Raw genomic sequence first — 17,491 nt, forward strand, 5'->3', positions numbered from 1 at the left:
AAAAAATAGAGTGCAACGAGGACAAAAACTCCTTGCGATATTATCATAACAGTTAATGCGGATGAATTCATATGGTAGCCCTCCCTTCTTTTCTTCTCTTTTTATATGCTAAATATACTAATATTGAAATAAATAAAAACAAACCTACTAAAATAGACCTACCGATGTTTCTATAAAACACATCATTCACAAAGTCTCCCTTCGCAATTTTATCTCCAGGTTTAATCCTATCCCCTACGAGTACGGTGGTATACTGATCCTCATCGAAGACATATTCCTTATAGTCTGTAAATGACTCATACAAGGCCATATTTTTATTTTGGTCGAATCTTTTCCGAGTATTTTCGAAAGAAAATTTAATATAGTGGTCTCCCACCTCTTCTACCGTCCCTACGGCTTCCCCAGCTCTATCAAAAATCTCGGCATAGTAGACATCGGCAAAGGAAGACCTGTTAAAGGTATCTTGGTGCGTCAATTTATCAATCATACTAGGTATACTGGCCACAAAGACCCACCCCAATAACAAGGGGGTTACATACTTAATAATGTATTTATATATAATGGGAATCTTAATATCGGCCCCCAAATTAATTTCCTCCCATCCTTTATTGATGCCAAAGACCCATGAGTACAGAATAACCTCGAAAAATGCAAAAAACACCAAACTCACGGTACCGGCCCAATAGTCAAAATCATCAAACACCCCTTCCTGGAAAAAGAAGACGGTAGGCAAGCCCAACAGCAGCGCCAAGCCACCAAAAGACCAGGCTCCCTTTGTACTGCTCCAACCAAACTCATCCTTCATAAAACCCAACCAAGGAGTACCCATTGCCAGGGAACTTGTAATTCCCGAAAAAAACAACAATCCAAACCACATCACCCCAGCAATTGCTGCTAGGACAGGCCCCCATTGCTGAAACAAATACGGCATGGTTTGAAAGGCCATTCCGAAACCGGCATTATTCATTACCCAATCTAGCCCCAAATAACCAGCTGCGATCGGAATAACGATAGCACTACCAATAACCACCTCCACAAAACCGTTCATAAATCCTGCCGTGATAGAGTTAAGTGCAATATCGTCCTTACTCTTAACATAGGAGGCATAGCAATGAATGGTCCCTAGTCCTACGGATAGGGTAAAGAATATTTGCCCAGCTGCTGCCAACCACACTTTTGGATTAAGCAAGGAATCGTACTGCGGCGTCCATAAAAAGTTAAGTCCGTCCCAAGCATTGGCATTTGGAAAAAGATCCGAAGCCCCACTAGTCCCCAAGGTATACCCTCTAATGGCCAAAAGTATTCCAAATAGTATTAACAGAGGCATCCCTATTTTAGCCACCTTCTCTACTCCTCGTATCCCTTTAGAAAGAATGAAAGTATTGATACCGAGACAGAGTACGAAGAAAACAACCGCTTCATAGGGAATCCCGGTAGAGCTCTGGGTAACATCTACATACGAGTTAAAGAATGCTGCTACCTCGGCCTGTGTCATACCCGAAAAGGTCCCTTTTAAGGAATGAAACACATAAGACATGGTCCAAGATTCTATATAGGAGTAATAGGCAACGATAGCCAAATTGGTAAAAATCCCAAATACCCCAATATATTTCAACACCCTTCCCTTTACCATGGAATCCAAGATATAGGGTGTACTGTGATTCCCGAACCTACCTCCATAACGGCCAGAAGACCACTCTATGAACAACATGGGAATCCCCATCAATAAGAAACAGACCAAGTAAGGGATAATAAATGCACCTCCTCCATTCTCGACAGCTTGAACAGGAAATCTTAAAAAATTTCCCAATCCCACAGCATTTCCGGCCATTGCTAAAATTAACCCTAAACGCGATCCCCAAGATTCTGTTGATTTTGCCATCCTTTACTTAAAACGATTAATTGGTCCTTAAATTAAGTGGCGCAAGATCGTAAAAAAAAATAGTTAAACCCCCATTAAACATAAAATTCCGCTTATCCCATTGCACTTAAGGCAACGTTAAGCGGAATTTTTTGTAAGAATCTTAGCTTTTTTCCGTATGAAACAATCTAAGCTTTTTGTTTTTTGTAAAGCTGATTGGTTTTAAGCTTAGTCCAATACCCCTTGAGATCTGTTTTAACCTCACCAGACATAATATACAAACCAATAATATTTGGGAAAGACATAGCTAAAATCATCATATCGGAAAAATCCAGTACGGCTCCCAAACTAACAGAGGCACCGATTACCACAAAGACCAGGAACAGCATTTTATAGGCAAACTCTACCTTCTTGCTTTTTCCAAAGAGGTAGGTCCATGCCCTCATCCCATAATACGACCAGGAGATCATTGTTGAAAAGGCAAATAGGAAAACTGCAAGTGCCAGTACATAGGGGAACCAAGAGATTACGCTCCCAAAGGCATCGGAGGTCAGCTGAGCACCTCCCAGGCCGCCCACTTCGTGCATCCCGGTAAAGATAAGTACCAAAGCGGTAAGCGTACAAACCACTACGGTATCTATAAATGGCTCTAACAGCGCCACAAAACCTTCAGACGGAGGGTGATTAGTCTTTGCGGTACTGTGTGCAATAGCTGCAGACCCTACTCCTGCTTCATTGGAGAAGGCTGCTCTCTGGAAGCCCACTATTAGCACCCCTATTACCCCACCTTTTAAGGCACTCGGACTAAACGCACCGTCCACTATTGCGGAGAATGCCGGTCCTATATTTTCTATATTGATAACAATAACGGCCAACGCAGCAATTATATAAATAGACGCCATAATAGGGACTACTCTACCGGTAACCTTTGCGATGCTGCTAATACCTCCAATTATCACAACCCCTATCAGAACGGCAGTTATAATTCCAAAGTAGAAGCCCATACCCTGTAAGGCTGGGAATTGTCCGGAAAGTTGCTCAAAAGACTGGTTGGCCTGGAACATATTACCCCCACCAAAAGAGGCGCCAACTGCTAAAATAGCAAATAGGGCGGCCAACACCTTCCCAAATCCTTTCATATTGCGTTTTTCTAGACCATAACGCAAATAGTTCATAGGACCACCAAATACACGTCCGTCTGGAAGTATTCCTCTATATTTTACTCCCAAGGTACACTCTACAAATTTTGAGGACATACCCAATAAACCACAAACGATCATCCAAAAAGTAGCTCCTGCGCCTCCCAAGGAAATGGCGACTCCTACTCCGGCAATATTCCCTAGTCCTACCGTACCGGACACCGCTGTTGCCAAAGCCTGAAAATGGGTCACCTGTCCTGGTGCATCGGGGTCATCATACTTCCCCCTAGCCAAATCAATGGAATGCCTAAAGCCCCTGAAATTGATAAAGCCCATTCTAATGGTAAAGAAGAAAGCACCGATCACCAACCAAATCACAATAAACGGAATGGCCTTCTCTTGCTTATCACCATTGGGATGCAAAATTGGAACGGGCTCGTCGTACTTAACACTAGCCAAAAAATGAGCTCCTTGCTCTATCAAGTGCTCTACATTTTCCGGATTATATACTACCCCTCCCTCCTTGGCAAGATACTTTAATTGACCTGCCACAGGTGAGGTTATGGTATCAATTTCACTGCCATTGCGAGAGAGGATGGCAATTTTATCTCCTTTACCAACCTTATTCCCTTCAGGGACAAGCCACTCTTCTAAAATAAACTTCCCTTCCATGTCTGAAGACCAATTTGGAATGCTTATTAGTTTTTCATCTGCATAAACTACGGGGTCATATATTCCGATGGCTGCAAAGGGATCCCAGAAAAGCACGGAGCCCATAGCACTCACTGCTGGCGTCATAAAACCATTAAACACCTCTGTAATGGCCTCGGTTGGCACGGTATACTCTTTGGTAACAGACTGTCCGCCAGCATCTGAAATAGTAACGGTATAAGCCAATCCCTCTACTAATCCACTAGACTGATTGGAAGTTAAAGGAGTTGCTTGATTGCTCCACTTATATTGATAAGGAGGCGTCCCCCCATCCACTTCTACTTTAATGACTCCGTCGTTAATACGGGTTGAGGGATTTAAAAGCGTTTCCCTTACTATCAGTTCTTGAGAAAAGAGGGTAAGGGAAAATAGGGAAATAAGGAAAGTTAGGTTTTTTTTCATAATTGGTTAAAAAGGTTCAGTTTTCGATGGTTTTCGTTAAACTATTGGGGCAATATCATAAAAATAATCAATGCAAAAAAATTTATCGTTTGAAAAAAGGTCAATCAATTTGGAACATTTCGTTCAGTTTTTTGATCTGTTCGGGTCTCCCCAAAACAATAATCTTACTCCCAGGAAGCAGCTTAACATCCGCTTCGGGATTTATAATATAGGCTCCGGAAGGATCTACATAGCCAATAATGGTACAACCAGTTTTTTTCCGAAGATCTAAATCCCGGATAGAATTGGTTTTGGATTTACCTATAATGGCATCTATGGATAATTCCTCTAGGTTGGTAGTATCTCCACCTTCCATAGATAGTTTGTCCATAAAGGTAATAAGATCGGGCATCACCACTAGAGACGCCATATGATCTCCCCCTATTTTATCTGGCATCACCACTTTATTAGCACCGGCAAGCCTTAGCTTCTTTTGAGAAGTAATCTGTGCCGCCCTACTGATAATGATTAGATTTTTGTTCAATTGTCTAGCCGAGAGAACCACAAAAAGGTTGACAGCATCATCTGGCATAGCGGCTATTAGGTACCGAGCCCTCTTTACGCCCGCCTGTTGCAAAAATATATCATCATTAGCATCCCCTTCCACAAATAGAACATCATCTTCAAACCGCTCTATAACCTCTCGGTCCTTTTCCACAACCACAAAAGGTCTGTTATACGCTCTTAATCTTTCTGCAGCCTGACTCCCATTTCTACCATATCCGCAGATGATAACATGGCCTGATAAACTTGCTATTTTATTTTTCACTTTTTTCTTCTTTAAAATTTGAAGTGAGTTCCTACTAAGAAGATATTCCGTTATCACCGAAATGGCAAATGCAAAGATAAATACACTGGAAACAATCAATGCTACTGTGAACAACTTGGAAGAAACGTCCAAGGGCCTAACCTCAGAAAAACCTACCGTAGTCACGGTAATAATTGTCATATAAAAGGCATCTACCCAGGTATAGCCAGATAGAAATCTATACCCCAACACTCCAAACAACAATACTAGCACCAACAAACTAAGTGCTAAGTACATTTTGGAGCGGAAAAATCTAATCATGTTTATAGATCAAAAACGGAAGTTCTTTTAGTGTACACCAAATCCTTTATCCTAAGCCAAAATGCCATAAACAGGTAAAGAGCAAAGCCAAAACCCAGGGTGACAAAAGTGAGGTATATAAATGAGGTTCTCACTACCCGTGTCCTAATTCCCAGGCGTTCTGCAATACGGCGGCACACTTCAAACCCCCTTTTCTGAAAATAATAAAGTATGGAATAAAAAATTTTCATGTTCTAAAATTAGGCTTTTCCTTTCAATAATCCATGACCCACCACACATTGTAGGCATTTATTTTTAACGCAGTACTCATTGTACAGTTGCAATACAGCCTGACTCTCCAAAGCGGTAGGCAAAGAAACCTTAAGATTCTTGAATCCACTTATCACACGGTTACGCTCTGCCTTCACCCCAGAAATGAGATGCACCAACTCCTCACTCTTATCCTCCCCTAGGTGTTTATAGTACCCCATTTTTATTGGCAACACGGTATTTACGATTAATAGATCCATAAAATCTGGGCTCAATTTCTTAGGGTGTGCACCGGACTCCTTTCCAAAGGTGTAATGCCTATCCCAATAGGAACTGGCCTTAACGGCAAACAAACCATATAAGTCCTCTACAGATTTGGCGGCCAATACTTTGCTAAATATATTTCTATTCAAAAAATACAGATTGGCCAATTGGGACAATCTTATGGTAGGGAAATTAGAAGGCCTCAACCTAAAGAATTGAGGTTGCTGAAGCGGCCCCTCCAAAAGTGGGTATTTACTCTTTAAAAACTGAAACTCCTTTTTTAAGCGGTTAAAGTAGTCGCAACCATGGACCTCTTGAGACAATAGACCTGCCATTCCAAAGAATGTGCTTTCCAATTGCAGGAGATTGCCCTGAATTTTTCGAATGATGGAGAAATCCAACTTCCTTGCCATCTCGTAAAAGGCATCCCCGTTAATTTTCAACCCAAAATTCTTCATCAACATGATAAAAACACCTTATCCCAATCGTTCCTAGATTCGTTTAGAAGATGGTCTACTAGGGTCCATTTCCGTTCCAAACGTTCAAAATAGAGTCGCTCCAACCAATTATCCCAAACAACGGAAGGCTGTCTAGTAACCTCCTCCCCACAATTGAGAAAACCTTTTTCTTGTTGATAGAATAACCCCTGATACGCTACCAACAACTCCTTATCTATAAAGTTCTTAAGAACCAAGGTGGGGATTGCCGTATTATCACTTCTATAAACATGTACGTCGTCTTCCCAGACCACATGCAGTATTACGTTATTATAATTGGGGTCTTGCTCGTGGTGGTGGGCGTACCAATCTGAAGATTTAATATGGATTTCTACGGTTCCCGCCCATAGCTGCTCCCCTATTTGGATTTTGGCATTAAAAAAATCTGGACCTGCCAAAAAATTATGCACCCCCACTTCAAAAACCCCGATGGGCTCATTATTGGAGGTGCAAAGTTTTCTGTTGCCAAATTTTTGGTACTTCCAGATATAATGCAAAAGATCTTCCCGCATAATCCAAAGTAAGAAAAATAATCCAATTTAGCCACACTCATCATTTTATGAGGGTTTAACTAGGACCATTACTCCTTATATACAGACTGGATTCTTATGGAAAGGCAAATGGTTAGCTAGGAGCTAGGTTTATTGACTTACTCCTCAATAATTTCACCTTCCCATTCCATGATGCCACCTTGAAGATTATAGGTGTTCTCAAAACCTAGTTTATTCATAATGGCACAGGCCTGTCCACTTCTATTTCCGGATCTGCAGTACACATAGTAATTTTTGGATTTATCTAACTTCTCCAAAGCCGTGATAAACTCTTGACCCAAATGAATATCTATATGAGTCATATTAGGGAGATACCCCTCCTCTACCTCTTCCGGTGTTCTAACATCCAATACGAATGCATTTTGATCGCTTTCCAATTGCGCACTCCATTCTTCTTGTGATAAATCTGCCATAACATTTTAGTTTAAGTTTTCAAAAATAAGGATTTTACTAATTTCCAAATAGAATTTTAAACGAAGCTTTCCCAAAAATAAAATCAAATCCAAACTGACCCACGCTGCTCTTTTAACAAAATTTTATTATTCAACAATATTGAATATCCAGAAAGAGACCGTACATTTGTATATACAATTGTTGTATAGACATGAAAGTAGAAAAATTAATTAAGACAGATAAACCTATCCCGCTAGAGAGTCGGACCATTATCCACATTAACCTTGTATCCAACAAAATTAATGAGGTAATGAATCAGGCAATAAAACCGTACGGGATATCCTTACAGCAATTTAATGTTCTTAGAATTTTAAGGGGACAGAAGGGAAAACCCGCCAATTTATCTACGGTGAATGAAAGAATGGTAACGAAGATGAGTAACACTACCCGACTAATTGATAAGTTGATAATTAAGGGGTATGTAAATAGGGTTGTTTGTCCTAGTAACCGCCGAAAAATTGAAATAACCATCACTCCTAAAGGAGAAACGGATTTAATAAAAATAGATAAAGCCATTGCTTTGGCTCAAGAAGAGATCCTACAGGATTTAAGCAAACAGGATCTTAAGGAGTTAAACCAGTTATTGGATAAGTTTTAAAAACAATTTCTAATTTTCCATACCTATATATAATGAGTACCTACATAGACATCTTAAATTGGCGATATGCCACCAAAAAATTTGACACCGATAAGAAAGTATCCCCAGAAAAACTGGAAAGCTTATTGGAAGCTGCTTCCTTAAGCGCCTCCTCCTACGGCTTACAGCCCTACAAAATATTTGTTGTAGAGGATAGGACTATCCGGGAAAAATTAAAACCCGCCGCATGGGGTCAGGCTCAAATTACAGAGGCCTCCCATTTAATAGTGCTGGCCAATCAAGTCACTTACGGAGAGGAATTAATAGATGATTACTTAAAAAACCTCAGCACCACGCGTAACGTTCCTTTACAGGACTTAGAGGGGAGGGCCGATTTTATGAAATCTAAACTAGTACCCCTTTCCGATTCGGAAAAAGAAAATTGGACCGCTAGACAGGCCTATCTAGCCTTAGGGAATTTACTGTCTGCGGCAGCCGATCTAAAGATAGATAGCTGTCCGATGGAAGGTTTTGATAGCGAGGAAATTAACAACATCCTAGGTCTAAACGAAAAAGGGTTGAATGCTGCAGTTTTGCTAGCCATTGGCTATAGGTCTGCAGAAGATGGCACCCAGCATCTGAAGAAGGTGCGTAAGCCAAAAGCAGAGTTAATTACACTTATATAAATAAACTTTAAATTAAAATTGAAATTATGAGAAAAAATGCATTGACATTGGTATTGGCAGTAGTAACAGGATTTACTGCTATCGCATCTAACCCAGTAGAAAACGAAGAAAAAGCCGTTAAGGTATCTGAAAGTACCGTAACCTGGAAAGGATATAAGGTAACTGGTTCCCATTATGGTGTTATAGATTTGAAGAAAGGATCCCTAAAATTTAATAACGATCAGTTAACTGGAGGAGAGTTTGTAGTAGATATGACCAGCTTGGTTTCCCATGATCTGGAAGGAGAATACAAAGGTAAATTGGAAGGCCACTTAAAATCTGACGATTTCTTTGGTGTTGCTACTCACCCTACCTCTAAATTAGTTTTCACAAAAGTTACACCAAACGGAAAAAACTCGTACAAGGTAACCGGAGATCTTACCATAAAAGGAAAGACCAACCCTATTACTTTTGACCTTTCCATATACGGAAGCAAAGCTACTGCTAATTTAAAGGTAGACCGCTCCTTATATGACGTAAAGTACGGATCTGGAAGTTTCTTCGATAACTTAGGTGACAAGACTATTTATGATGAATTTGATCTAGTGGTAGACTTAGTATTCTAAGCCACCCATAAGATTTGTTTAAAACCTCACATTTGTGGGGTTTTTTATTTTTTACACAACACTGTGTTTGTACTTTTAAAATTCCTTCCTATATTTGACACTCAATGAAGAACAATATAACTAATACTTGGTGGTGGATTAACTTACGAAAAACATCGTGAGCAAAGCACCATTGTAGTATATCTATACCAAAAGGCTTGTCATCACGACAGGCCTTTTTTCGTTTAAATAAAGTAAAACCCTGGTTTATACAGTCAGAAATAAAATAAACAAAATGACATACCCTTTAGTATCGCATCATAAAAAAATTCTCGCAGACACCATTACCCCGGTAAGTGTTTACCTTAAAATTAGGGATCGCTTCCCAAATAGTATCTTATTGGAGAGTAGTGACTACCATGCCAATGACAATAGCTTTTCTTATATCTGCTGCAATCCCATTGCTTCCATTACCTTAGAGAACGAAGTATTGGTACAAGAATTCCCCGATGGCAGCATTGAAGAAATCCAGGTGAACAAGGATACGGACATTCCGTTATTACTTCATCAATTTAGCCAACGCTTCCAAACATCGGACAACAATTTTAAGTTCATAAACAATGGGCTTTTTGGCTACATGGCCTACGATGCGGTTAGGTACTTTGAGGATATTAGTATTTCCAAAAAAGAAAATAGTATTGCCATCCCAGATATTCATTACGCGGTCTATAGCAATATAGTGGCCATTGATCACTTTAAGAACGAGGCCTACATTTTTGCCCACTGTTACGAATCCGAAAATAATATCGCAGAGATAGAGCAGCTGCTAAATGTTAAAAACTTTGCCTCCTACAATTTTAGAAAGACCGGGGATCCCATTTCGAACCTACAGGACAACGAATACAAGGAGCAGGTAGCATTGGCACAGAAACATTGCCGTAGAGGCGATGTTTTTCAACTGGTGTTGTCCAAGCGATTCTCGCAAAACTTTAAGGGGGACGAATTTAATGTGTACCGCGCCCTGCGTTCCATTAATCCATCGCCCTATTTGTTCTATTTTGATTATGGCGATTTTAAAATATTTGGTAGTTCGCCCGAGGCTCAATTAATCGTAAAGGATGGCAAGGCAGAGATACACCCTATTGCAGGCACCTTTAAACGAACCGGGAATGACGAACAGGATGCCGAGCTCGCCAAAAAACTAAAAGTAGACGACAAGGAGAATAGCGAGCATGTTATGCTTGTAGACCTAGCCCGAAACGACCTAAGTAGAAATGGGAACATGGTACAGGTAGAAAACTATAGGGAAGTACAGTTCTTCTCTCATGTAATTCATTTAGTATCTAAAGTTACTGGCCAAAAAAAGGACCACATCCCTACTATGAAAGTTGTGGCAGATACCTTTCCTGCCGGCACTCTCAGTGGTGCTCCCAAACATATGGCCATGCAACTAATAGAAAAATACGAAAAAACCAATCGCGGGTATTACGGGGGAGCCATTGGATTTATGGACTTTAACGGAAACTTTAATCACGCCATCATGATCCGTACTTTCTTAAGCAAGAACCATCAGTTGCATTATCAGGCAGGGGCTGGATTGGTAGCGGCCTCCAACCCTGACCTAGAGTTGGAAGAAACCTATAACAAATTGGGCGCCCTAACCAAAGCTTTGGAAATAGCAGAAACCATTTAACCTTTGTCTTTTAAAGCTATTTAAACCCAACGGAGAAAGACCCAAAACAAATTAGAAACAGCGCAATATTAGATACACATGGATAAACAGCAACCAAAAAAGAACACCAGCTCCTCCCAAGAGAATTCTAAAGGGGCCATCCTGGTCATAGACAATTACGATAGCTTCACTTATAATCTAGTACATTATCTGGAAGACTTGGACTGTGAAGTGGTAGTAAAAAGGAATGACCAAATTAGCCTGGAGGAAGTGGATGCCTTTCAGAAGATTGTGTTGTCCCCTGGTCCGGGCATTCCGGACGAAGCCGGATTGTTAAAGCCAATTATAGCCAAATACGCCCCTTCTAAGAGTATCTTTGGCGTGTGTTTGGGACAACAGGCTATTGCCGAGGTCTTTGGTGGTAGTATTGTTAATTTGGATCAGGTATATCACGGGGTGTCCACAAAAATCACCCTCGTTGGAGAGGATGCTTTATTTGCCGGATTACCAAAAGAGCTAGAAGTAGGACGCTACCATTCATGGGTAGTAGATCCAAAACTTCCAGAGGTCTTGGTGGCTACCTCCTTTGATGAAAATGGACAGGTAATGTCTTTACGCCACACCCATTATGACGTTAGTGCAGTACAGTTTCATCCAGAATCGGTTTTGACCCCCAAGGGAAAAGAGATCCTAAAAAACTGGGTCAGAAACTAGTGAGTAGTGAGTAGTGAGTAGTGAGTAAAACATAAAATAATAGTAGGACAGACGGCTACCCCACCCTAAATTAGATAGTCCTAGCCCGTAAATAGAAAGTAAAAAATGAAAGATATATTAAACAGCTTAATCAACCACGATGTACTTCCCAAAGAAGTTGCCAAACAGGTCCTGGTGAACATAGCCAAAGGCGAATACAACACCAGTCAGATTGCAGCCTTTTTAACTGTGTACATGATGCGAAGTGTCACTATTGAGGAATTGGAAGGCTTTAGGGACGCCCTATTGGAACTCTGTGTATCGGTAGACCTATCGCAATACAACCCGGTTGACCTATGCGGTACAGGCGGAGATGGGAAAGACACGTTTAACATTTCCACCTTGGCTAGTTTTGTAACTGCAGGTGCAGGGATACATGTCACCAAACATGGTAACTACGGAGTTTCCTCTAAATGTGGCAGCAGTAATGTAATGGAACACCTAGGGATCAAATTCAGCAATGACCCTGCGTTTTTAGAGAAATGTATAGCGGAGAGCGGTATCTGCGTACTACACGCCCCCCTATTTCATCCCGCTATGAAAAACGTAGCCCCTATCCGAAAAGAGTTGGCGGTAAAAACCTTTTTTAATATGCTGGGGCCAATGGTGAATCCGGCTTTTCCAAAAAATCAAATGGTAGGGGTATTCAATTTGGAACTAGCCCGTATGTATGGGTATCTTTACCAAAAGACGGATAATAATTTTACCGTGTTACATGCCTTGGACGGATATGATGAGATTTCCCTAACCGGCAACACCAAAACCATCACCAACAACTCCGAAGGTATGTTAAAGCCTTCAGATTTTGGAGTGGATATCATTTCCCCTTCCGATATTGTGGGAGGAGACAGCGTGGAGTCATCGGCAAAGGTATTCATGAAAGTACTACAGGGCGAAGGAAGCAGTCCACAAAACAATGTGGTTTGTGCCAATGCCGGTATTGCCATAGCTACCGTAAAGGGCATAGCGCCAAAAGAAGGCTTTGAAATGGCCAAAGAATCACTCCTCAGTGGGAAAGCACTGCAGACCCTTAAAAAATTACAAACCCTTAGCAACCAATAAATATAGTACCTGCTTCAATTAAAAATAGACTATGAATATACTGGACAAAATAGTGATCGACAAACGCAAAGAGGTAGCTCTTAAAAAGTCTATTGTTCCCATTTCGCAATTAGAATCTTCCGTTTTGTTTGAAAGACCTACCATTTCCTTGGCTACCAATCTTAGGAAAAGTCAGAGTGGTATTATCGCCGAACACAAGCGCAGATCTCCGTCCAAAGCAGTCATCAATCAGAACCTTAGCGTTGACGAGGTGGCCACTGGCTATGAAAAGGCTGGTGCCTGTGGCATGTCGGTTTTAACCGATGGTAAATACTTTGGGGGATCTATGGACGACCTATTGTTGGCCAGGGCCTCTGCAAACCTGCCTTTGTTGCGCAAGGAGTTTATATTGGAGGAATATCAACTATTGGAAGCCAAGGCTTACGGAGCCGATGTTATCCTATTAATCGCCTCAATTTTAACCAAAGAGGAAATTAAATCCCTGTCCCAATTTGCCCAAAGTCTGTCTTTGGAAGTGCTCCTAGAGGTTCACAATGAAGAGGAACTCCATAAATCCATTATGCCTAGTTTGGACCTATTTGGTGTTAACAATAGAAATCTAAAAACCTTTGAGGTAAGTTTAGAGACCAGCAAAGCCCTCTCTACCCTTATTCCAGACGATTTTGTAAAAGTCTCTGAAAGCGGTATCAGTTCTGTAGAAGCCATAAAAGAGTTACAGCCCTATGGGTACCAAGGGTTTTTAATAGGGGAGAATTTCATGAAAACGGATAATCCCGGAGAAAGCGCTACCCAATTTATAAAACAGCTAACGTCATGAAACTGAAAGTGTGCGGTATGAAATACCCGGATAATATGCTGGAAGTGGCCAAGCTTCAGCCCCACTACCTGGGATTTATTTTTTGGGAGCCCTCTAGCCGTTTTCTAAAGGTGGCGCCCACCAAACTACCCGACACCATTAAAAAGGTTGGTGTTTTTGTGGATGCCACCTTGGAGGAAATCACCACCAAAGTAAATCAATATCAACTGCAGGCAGTGCAATTGCACGGTAAGGAAAGCCCCGCATTTTGCAAAAATATAAGGAAAATAGAACTAGACCGCCCCGACCAGAAATTGGAGATTATAAAAGTTTTCTCCATTAAGGACAACTTTGATTTTGGGCAGTTGGAACCCTATGAAGAGGTGGCCGATTATTTTCTGTTCGACACCAAAGGGAAACTTCCCGGAGGTAATGGCTATGCTTTTAGCTGGGAAGTCTTAAGGGACTACCCCTCTCAAAAGCCGTACTTTTTAAGCGGGGGAATAGGCCTAGAAGAAACAGAAAAAATTAAAGAGTTTCTACGAAGGCCAGAATCCAAATATTGCTACGCCATAGATGTAAACAGTAGGTTTGAAACAGAACCGGGATTAAAAGAAGTAGAAAAAATAAAAGAGTTTAAAAAGAGAGTAATGAGTAGTCAGTAGAATCTCAATACTATGTACTCAATACTTTGTACTAAACACTATAACAAATCATGAATTATAACGTAGACGAAAAAGGATATTACGGTGAATTTGGTGGGGCCTTTATACCGGAAATGCTGTATCCCAATGTGGAGAATTTAAGGCAACAATATTTAAAGGTAATTGAAGAGCCCTCCTTTAAGGCGGAGTTTGATCAATTACTGAAAAATTATGTGGGAAGGCCCTCACCCCTGTACTTTGCCAAGCGCCTTTCTGAAAAATACAATACAAAAATCTACCTAAAACGGGAAGACCTCAACCATACTGGAGCACATAAAGTAAACAATACCATTGGTCAGATCTTAATGGCCAAGCGTTTGGGCAAAACTAGAATTATTGCTGAGACAGGTGCCGGACAACATGGGGTGGCTACCGCTACCGTTTGCGCCCTTATGGGCATGGAGTGCATTGTGTATATGGGCGAGATCGATATTGCTCGCCAGGCCCCCAATGTAGCCCGAATGAAAATGCTGGGCGCCCAGGTAAGGCCCGCCCTATCAGGAAGTAAAACACTTAAGGATGCTACCAATGAGGCTATTCGGGATTGGATCAATAATCCCGTAGACACCCACTATATTATTGGTTCCGCCATTGGCCCCCACCCCTACCCGGATATGGTCACCAGATTCCAGTCTATTATCTCCGAAGAGATTAAATGGCAGCTAAAAGAACAGGAAGGCAGGGAAAACCCAGATTACGTTGTGGCCTGCGTTGGCGGGGGTAGTAATGCGGCCGGCACCTTTTATCATTTTTTGAATGAAGAAGAAGTGGGCATTATTGCCGTAGAAGCTGCAGGAAAAGGAGTGGAAAGCGGCGAAAGCGCTGCCACCTCAGTACTGGGAAAAGAAGGGATTATCCATGGATGCAAAACCCTATTGATGCAAACACCCGATGGACAAATTACAGAGCCCTACTCTATTTCAGCTGGTTTAGACTACCCAGGGGTTGGCCCCATGCACGCCCACTTGTACAAAACCGGAAGAGCAGAGTTTATTCCGGTAACGGATGATGCCGCTATGCAGTCTGGTATGGAACTCTGCAAATTAGAAGGTATTATCCCCGCCATTGAGTCGTCCCACGCACTTGCCATTCTAAAAACAAGATCGTTTAAGCCAACTGATGTGGTGGTTCTTAACCTATCTGGCCGTGGGGATAAGGATTTAAACACCTATATAAAATACTTTGAGCTATAAGCATGCACTCTTACTCCCGTCATTGGCGGGAATCCTAAAAGACTATTGGAATGAACAGAATACAACAGAAATTAAAATCGGATAAAAAATTATTCTCCATCTATTTTACGGCAGGATACCCCAATTTAAACGATACAGTACAGATTATCCAGGACTTGGAAAGCAGTGGGGTAGATATGATAGAAATTGGATTGCCCTTTAGCGATCCCTTGGCCGATGGCCCCACTATACAGGCCAGTTCTACCCAAGCCTTAAAAAATGGAATGACTACTGCCGTTCTATTTGATCAATTAAAGGACATAAGAAGCTCGGTGAACATTCCCCTAATCATTATGGGCTATTTTAATCCTATTCTGCAATATGGAGTGGAAGCATTTTGCAAAAAATGCCAAGAAGTGGGAATAGACGGACTCATTTTACCCGATTTACCATTGGATGTATATCAGGAAGAATATGAGGCGCTATTTAGAAAATATGGATTGCTCCCCATTTTCCTGATTACCCCCCAGACCAGTGAGGCGCGAATAGCACAAATAGATGAGGCTTCGGATGGCTTTATTTATATGGTGAGTTCGGCCAGTGTTACCGGATCCTCCGATGGATTTGGAAATGAACAAGAGTCCTATTTTAAAAGAATTGCCGAGATGCAATTGAAAACACCTCAGGTAATAGGATTTGGAATCAGCGATTCCAAGACTTTCCAGCAGGCTACCAAGTGGGCAAAAGGGGCCATTATTGGATCGGCTTTTATAAAATATATTACCAAAAATGGTACCGGTAACGTTCGGGAATTTGTAGAACAAATCATTAGATAGGCTTGAAAGAACTACTTAACAATTACAAGCTAATAGCCTTATTATGTTTAACCCTGGGCCTGGCACCCTATTTTCCACAACCACATCTCTTTGGTAAATTGCAATGGGTTATGGGAGGCGCCAAGGGAATGCAGCCCATGGATTGGTTTGACCTTGTTTTTCATGGGTTTCCCTTTCTCCTAGCATTGAGACTGCTGCTTATAAAGCTCAGGGAAAAGCGCAGGTGAAAATCTGATTAACCCCTTGTCCACTTAACATTTCCTAACAAAGGTTTAAAAATCCTTTAACGGAGATTTTACTGAAATTTTGGTAGTTTAAGTGTGAACCTTAAAAAACTAAATGACATGGGAATTATAAATGACAAGAGAAAGTTTAAAAGAAAAGAAGAACAACATAACCCGACCAATCCTACTGGGAATACCAATATAGATACCAATAAATTCGACATTGAGGAGAAGACGATAAAGAAGCAACAGAACAAACATTAATTTATCCACACCCAAGACATCTAAATCCAAAGAGGGTGTGAAGTATGGTTGGAGCTAAAAAAACTCCCGATATTGAATAACCCTGAAATCTAACGTATTGATTTCAGGGTTATTTAATTTCATCCTCTTATAGGCTTCCATACTCCCTACTGCCCTATTAGCCGCTCCAGAAGGTGCTGTTAAGGATACGGTTCTGATTAACCTGCCACTCTTGCCATCCATAGCTGGATTGCTATAGGGTTGGGGCAGCGCAAATTGATGGATGCGGGGTATGCGACTGGAAACCTGGTGTAGCTGTACCCCAAACTCCTTAATATACTTTCTGAATAAGTACTCGGGGCCATTTTTACTGTTTCCTCCGGTGAACAATAGCGTGTTGATCTTAGGATATTGCTGAAGATATTTAAACATATCTCGAAATTCGATACTTTGCAATCCGAGATCTGAGGCATCTACTCTAACTCTTTCGGCACTTTTTACTATATCACAGATTCCAATTTGTCTGTCCAGTAAAAATTGCTTTCGTTCTTGTATGGCCAGCTCCGTTTCCTCATAGGAGAGCTTAAGTCCAAAAATCCGATCTAATATAGGCCACAATTGTCCGTCCCTGCTTCCATAACAAAAGTTAACGTCGCCTTCCTTTAATTCCCCGGTGGTAAACCTGGGAGGAGGTAGGGTCCCAACAATAAGCTTGGTTGCCTCTGGAAACAAAAAGGGAGGATATGGATGGGTATGTAAAAATGTTTTAGCTCTCAAAACAAGTTTAGTTTTCAATTAAAATTCACTTAAGGAGGTGCTCCTTGTAGAAACAGCCTTCCCGTTAGGGCTTCCATTTCTATGTTAGTGCCCTCATCACCCTAAAAATATAAGAATTTTTAGGGATCCTATATTTAAAAATCAACTTCCTTTATTTGTCACTCTTACTT

17 protein-coding genes and 1 pseudogene are annotated in these 17,491 nt (G+C 41.2%); 11 read left to right on the top strand and 7 right to left on the bottom strand.

What is annotated here, in order from left to right; genetic code table 11:
• Positions 1-67: 67 nt before the first annotated feature.
• The 6 genes and pseudogenes from F1E73_RS06800 to F1E73_RS06825 all read right to left on the bottom strand — a co-directional run bounded on the left by F1E73_RS06800 (position 68) and on the right by F1E73_RS06825 (position 7,195).
• Positions 68-1,882, bottom strand: a complete 1,815-nt coding sequence (locus F1E73_RS06800) for a sodium-dependent transporter (RefSeq protein WP_150451489.1) — start codon at positions 1,880-1,882, stop codon at positions 68-70.
• A 167-nt stretch (positions 1,883-2,049) separates the two neighbouring features.
• Entirely contained in the window at positions 2,050-4,113 is a 2,064-nt protein-coding gene (locus F1E73_RS06805) for an amino acid carrier protein (RefSeq protein ID WP_086477085.1), read from the bottom strand.
• Between the two features lie 100 nt (positions 4,114-4,213).
• Positions 4,214-5,221 (bottom strand): potassium channel family protein, encoded by a 1,008-nt coding sequence (locus F1E73_RS06810; protein ID WP_150451490.1) that lies wholly within the window; start codon positions 5,219-5,221, stop codon positions 4,214-4,216.
• 2 nt (positions 5,222-5,223) lie between these two features.
• A complete protein-coding gene (locus tag F1E73_RS06815) occupies positions 5,224-5,451 on the bottom strand; it encodes a PspC domain-containing protein (RefSeq protein ID WP_086477087.1) in 228 nt (75 codons plus the stop codon).
• A 9-nt stretch (positions 5,452-5,460) separates the two neighbouring features.
• Positions 5,461-6,743, bottom strand: a pseudogene (locus tag F1E73_RS18110) (DUF2851 family protein).
• A 137-nt stretch (positions 6,744-6,880) separates the two neighbouring features.
• Entirely contained in the window at positions 6,881-7,195 is a 315-nt protein-coding gene (locus tag F1E73_RS06825) for a rhodanese-like domain-containing protein (RefSeq protein WP_086477089.1), read from the bottom strand.
• Between the two features lie 191 nt (positions 7,196-7,386).
• Here F1E73_RS06825 and F1E73_RS06830 point away from each other — a divergent pair, with 191 nt between their 5' ends.
• The 11 genes from F1E73_RS06830 (at position 7,387) to F1E73_RS17590 (ending at position 16,565) form a co-directional block, all read left to right on the top strand.
• Entirely contained in the window at positions 7,387-7,833 is a 447-nt protein-coding gene (locus tag F1E73_RS06830; protein WP_086477090.1) for a MarR family winged helix-turn-helix transcriptional regulator, read from the top strand.
• Between the two features lie 32 nt (positions 7,834-7,865).
• On the top strand, positions 7,866-8,498 hold the full coding sequence (locus F1E73_RS06835; protein WP_086477091.1) for an NAD(P)H-dependent oxidoreductase: 633 nt from the start codon (positions 7,866-7,868) through the stop codon (positions 8,496-8,498).
• 26 nt (positions 8,499-8,524) lie between these two features.
• Positions 8,525-9,103, top strand: coding sequence for a YceI family protein (locus tag F1E73_RS06840; RefSeq protein ID WP_086477092.1), 579 nt, complete (start codon positions 8,525-8,527; stop codon positions 9,101-9,103).
• Positions 9,104-9,377: 274 nt separating this feature from the next.
• Positions 9,378-10,775, top strand: coding sequence for an anthranilate synthase component I family protein (locus F1E73_RS06845; protein WP_086477093.1), 1,398 nt, complete (start codon positions 9,378-9,380; stop codon positions 10,773-10,775).
• A gap of 78 nt (positions 10,776-10,853) precedes the next feature.
• Entirely contained in the window at positions 10,854-11,468 is a 615-nt protein-coding gene (locus F1E73_RS06850; RefSeq protein ID WP_086477094.1) for an anthranilate synthase component II, read from the top strand.
• Between the two features lie 105 nt (positions 11,469-11,573).
• On the top strand, positions 11,574-12,569 hold the full coding sequence (gene trpD, locus F1E73_RS06855; protein WP_086477095.1) for an anthranilate phosphoribosyltransferase: 996 nt from the start codon (positions 11,574-11,576) through the stop codon (positions 12,567-12,569).
• Positions 12,570-12,600: 31 nt separating this feature from the next.
• Entirely contained in the window at positions 12,601-13,386 is a 786-nt protein-coding gene (trpC, locus tag F1E73_RS06860; RefSeq protein ID WP_086477096.1) for an indole-3-glycerol phosphate synthase TrpC, read from the top strand.
• Positions 13,383-14,030, top strand: a complete 648-nt coding sequence (locus tag F1E73_RS06865) for a phosphoribosylanthranilate isomerase (RefSeq protein ID WP_150451491.1) — start codon at positions 13,383-13,385, stop codon at positions 14,028-14,030. The genes trpC and F1E73_RS06865 overlap by 4 nt, the downstream gene beginning before the upstream one ends.
• A 50-nt stretch (positions 14,031-14,080) precedes the next feature.
• Positions 14,081-15,262 (top strand): tryptophan synthase subunit beta, encoded by a 1,182-nt coding sequence (gene trpB, locus F1E73_RS06870; protein WP_150451492.1) that lies wholly within the window; start codon positions 14,081-14,083, stop codon positions 15,260-15,262.
• Between the two features lie 50 nt (positions 15,263-15,312).
• Entirely contained in the window at positions 15,313-16,077 is a 765-nt protein-coding gene (gene trpA, locus F1E73_RS06875) for a tryptophan synthase subunit alpha (protein ID WP_150451493.1), read from the top strand.
• A 344-nt stretch (positions 16,078-16,421) separates the two neighbouring features.
• On the top strand, positions 16,422-16,565 hold the full coding sequence (locus F1E73_RS17590; RefSeq protein ID WP_176328484.1) for a hypothetical protein: 144 nt from the start codon (positions 16,422-16,424) through the stop codon (positions 16,563-16,565).
• A 54-nt stretch (positions 16,566-16,619) separates the two neighbouring features.
• Here the strand turns inward: F1E73_RS17590 and F1E73_RS06885 are convergent, their stop codons facing one another.
• Complete coding sequence (locus F1E73_RS06885; protein WP_223883379.1) at positions 16,620-17,339, bottom strand: uracil-DNA glycosylase family protein; 720 nt, start codon at positions 17,337-17,339, stop codon at positions 16,620-16,622.
• Positions 17,340-17,491: the final 152 nt, after the last annotated feature.

The organism is Arenibacter lacus (assembly GCF_008711145.1).
Lineage (GTDB): Bacteria > Bacteroidota > Bacteroidia > Flavobacteriales > Flavobacteriaceae > Arenibacter > Arenibacter amylolyticus.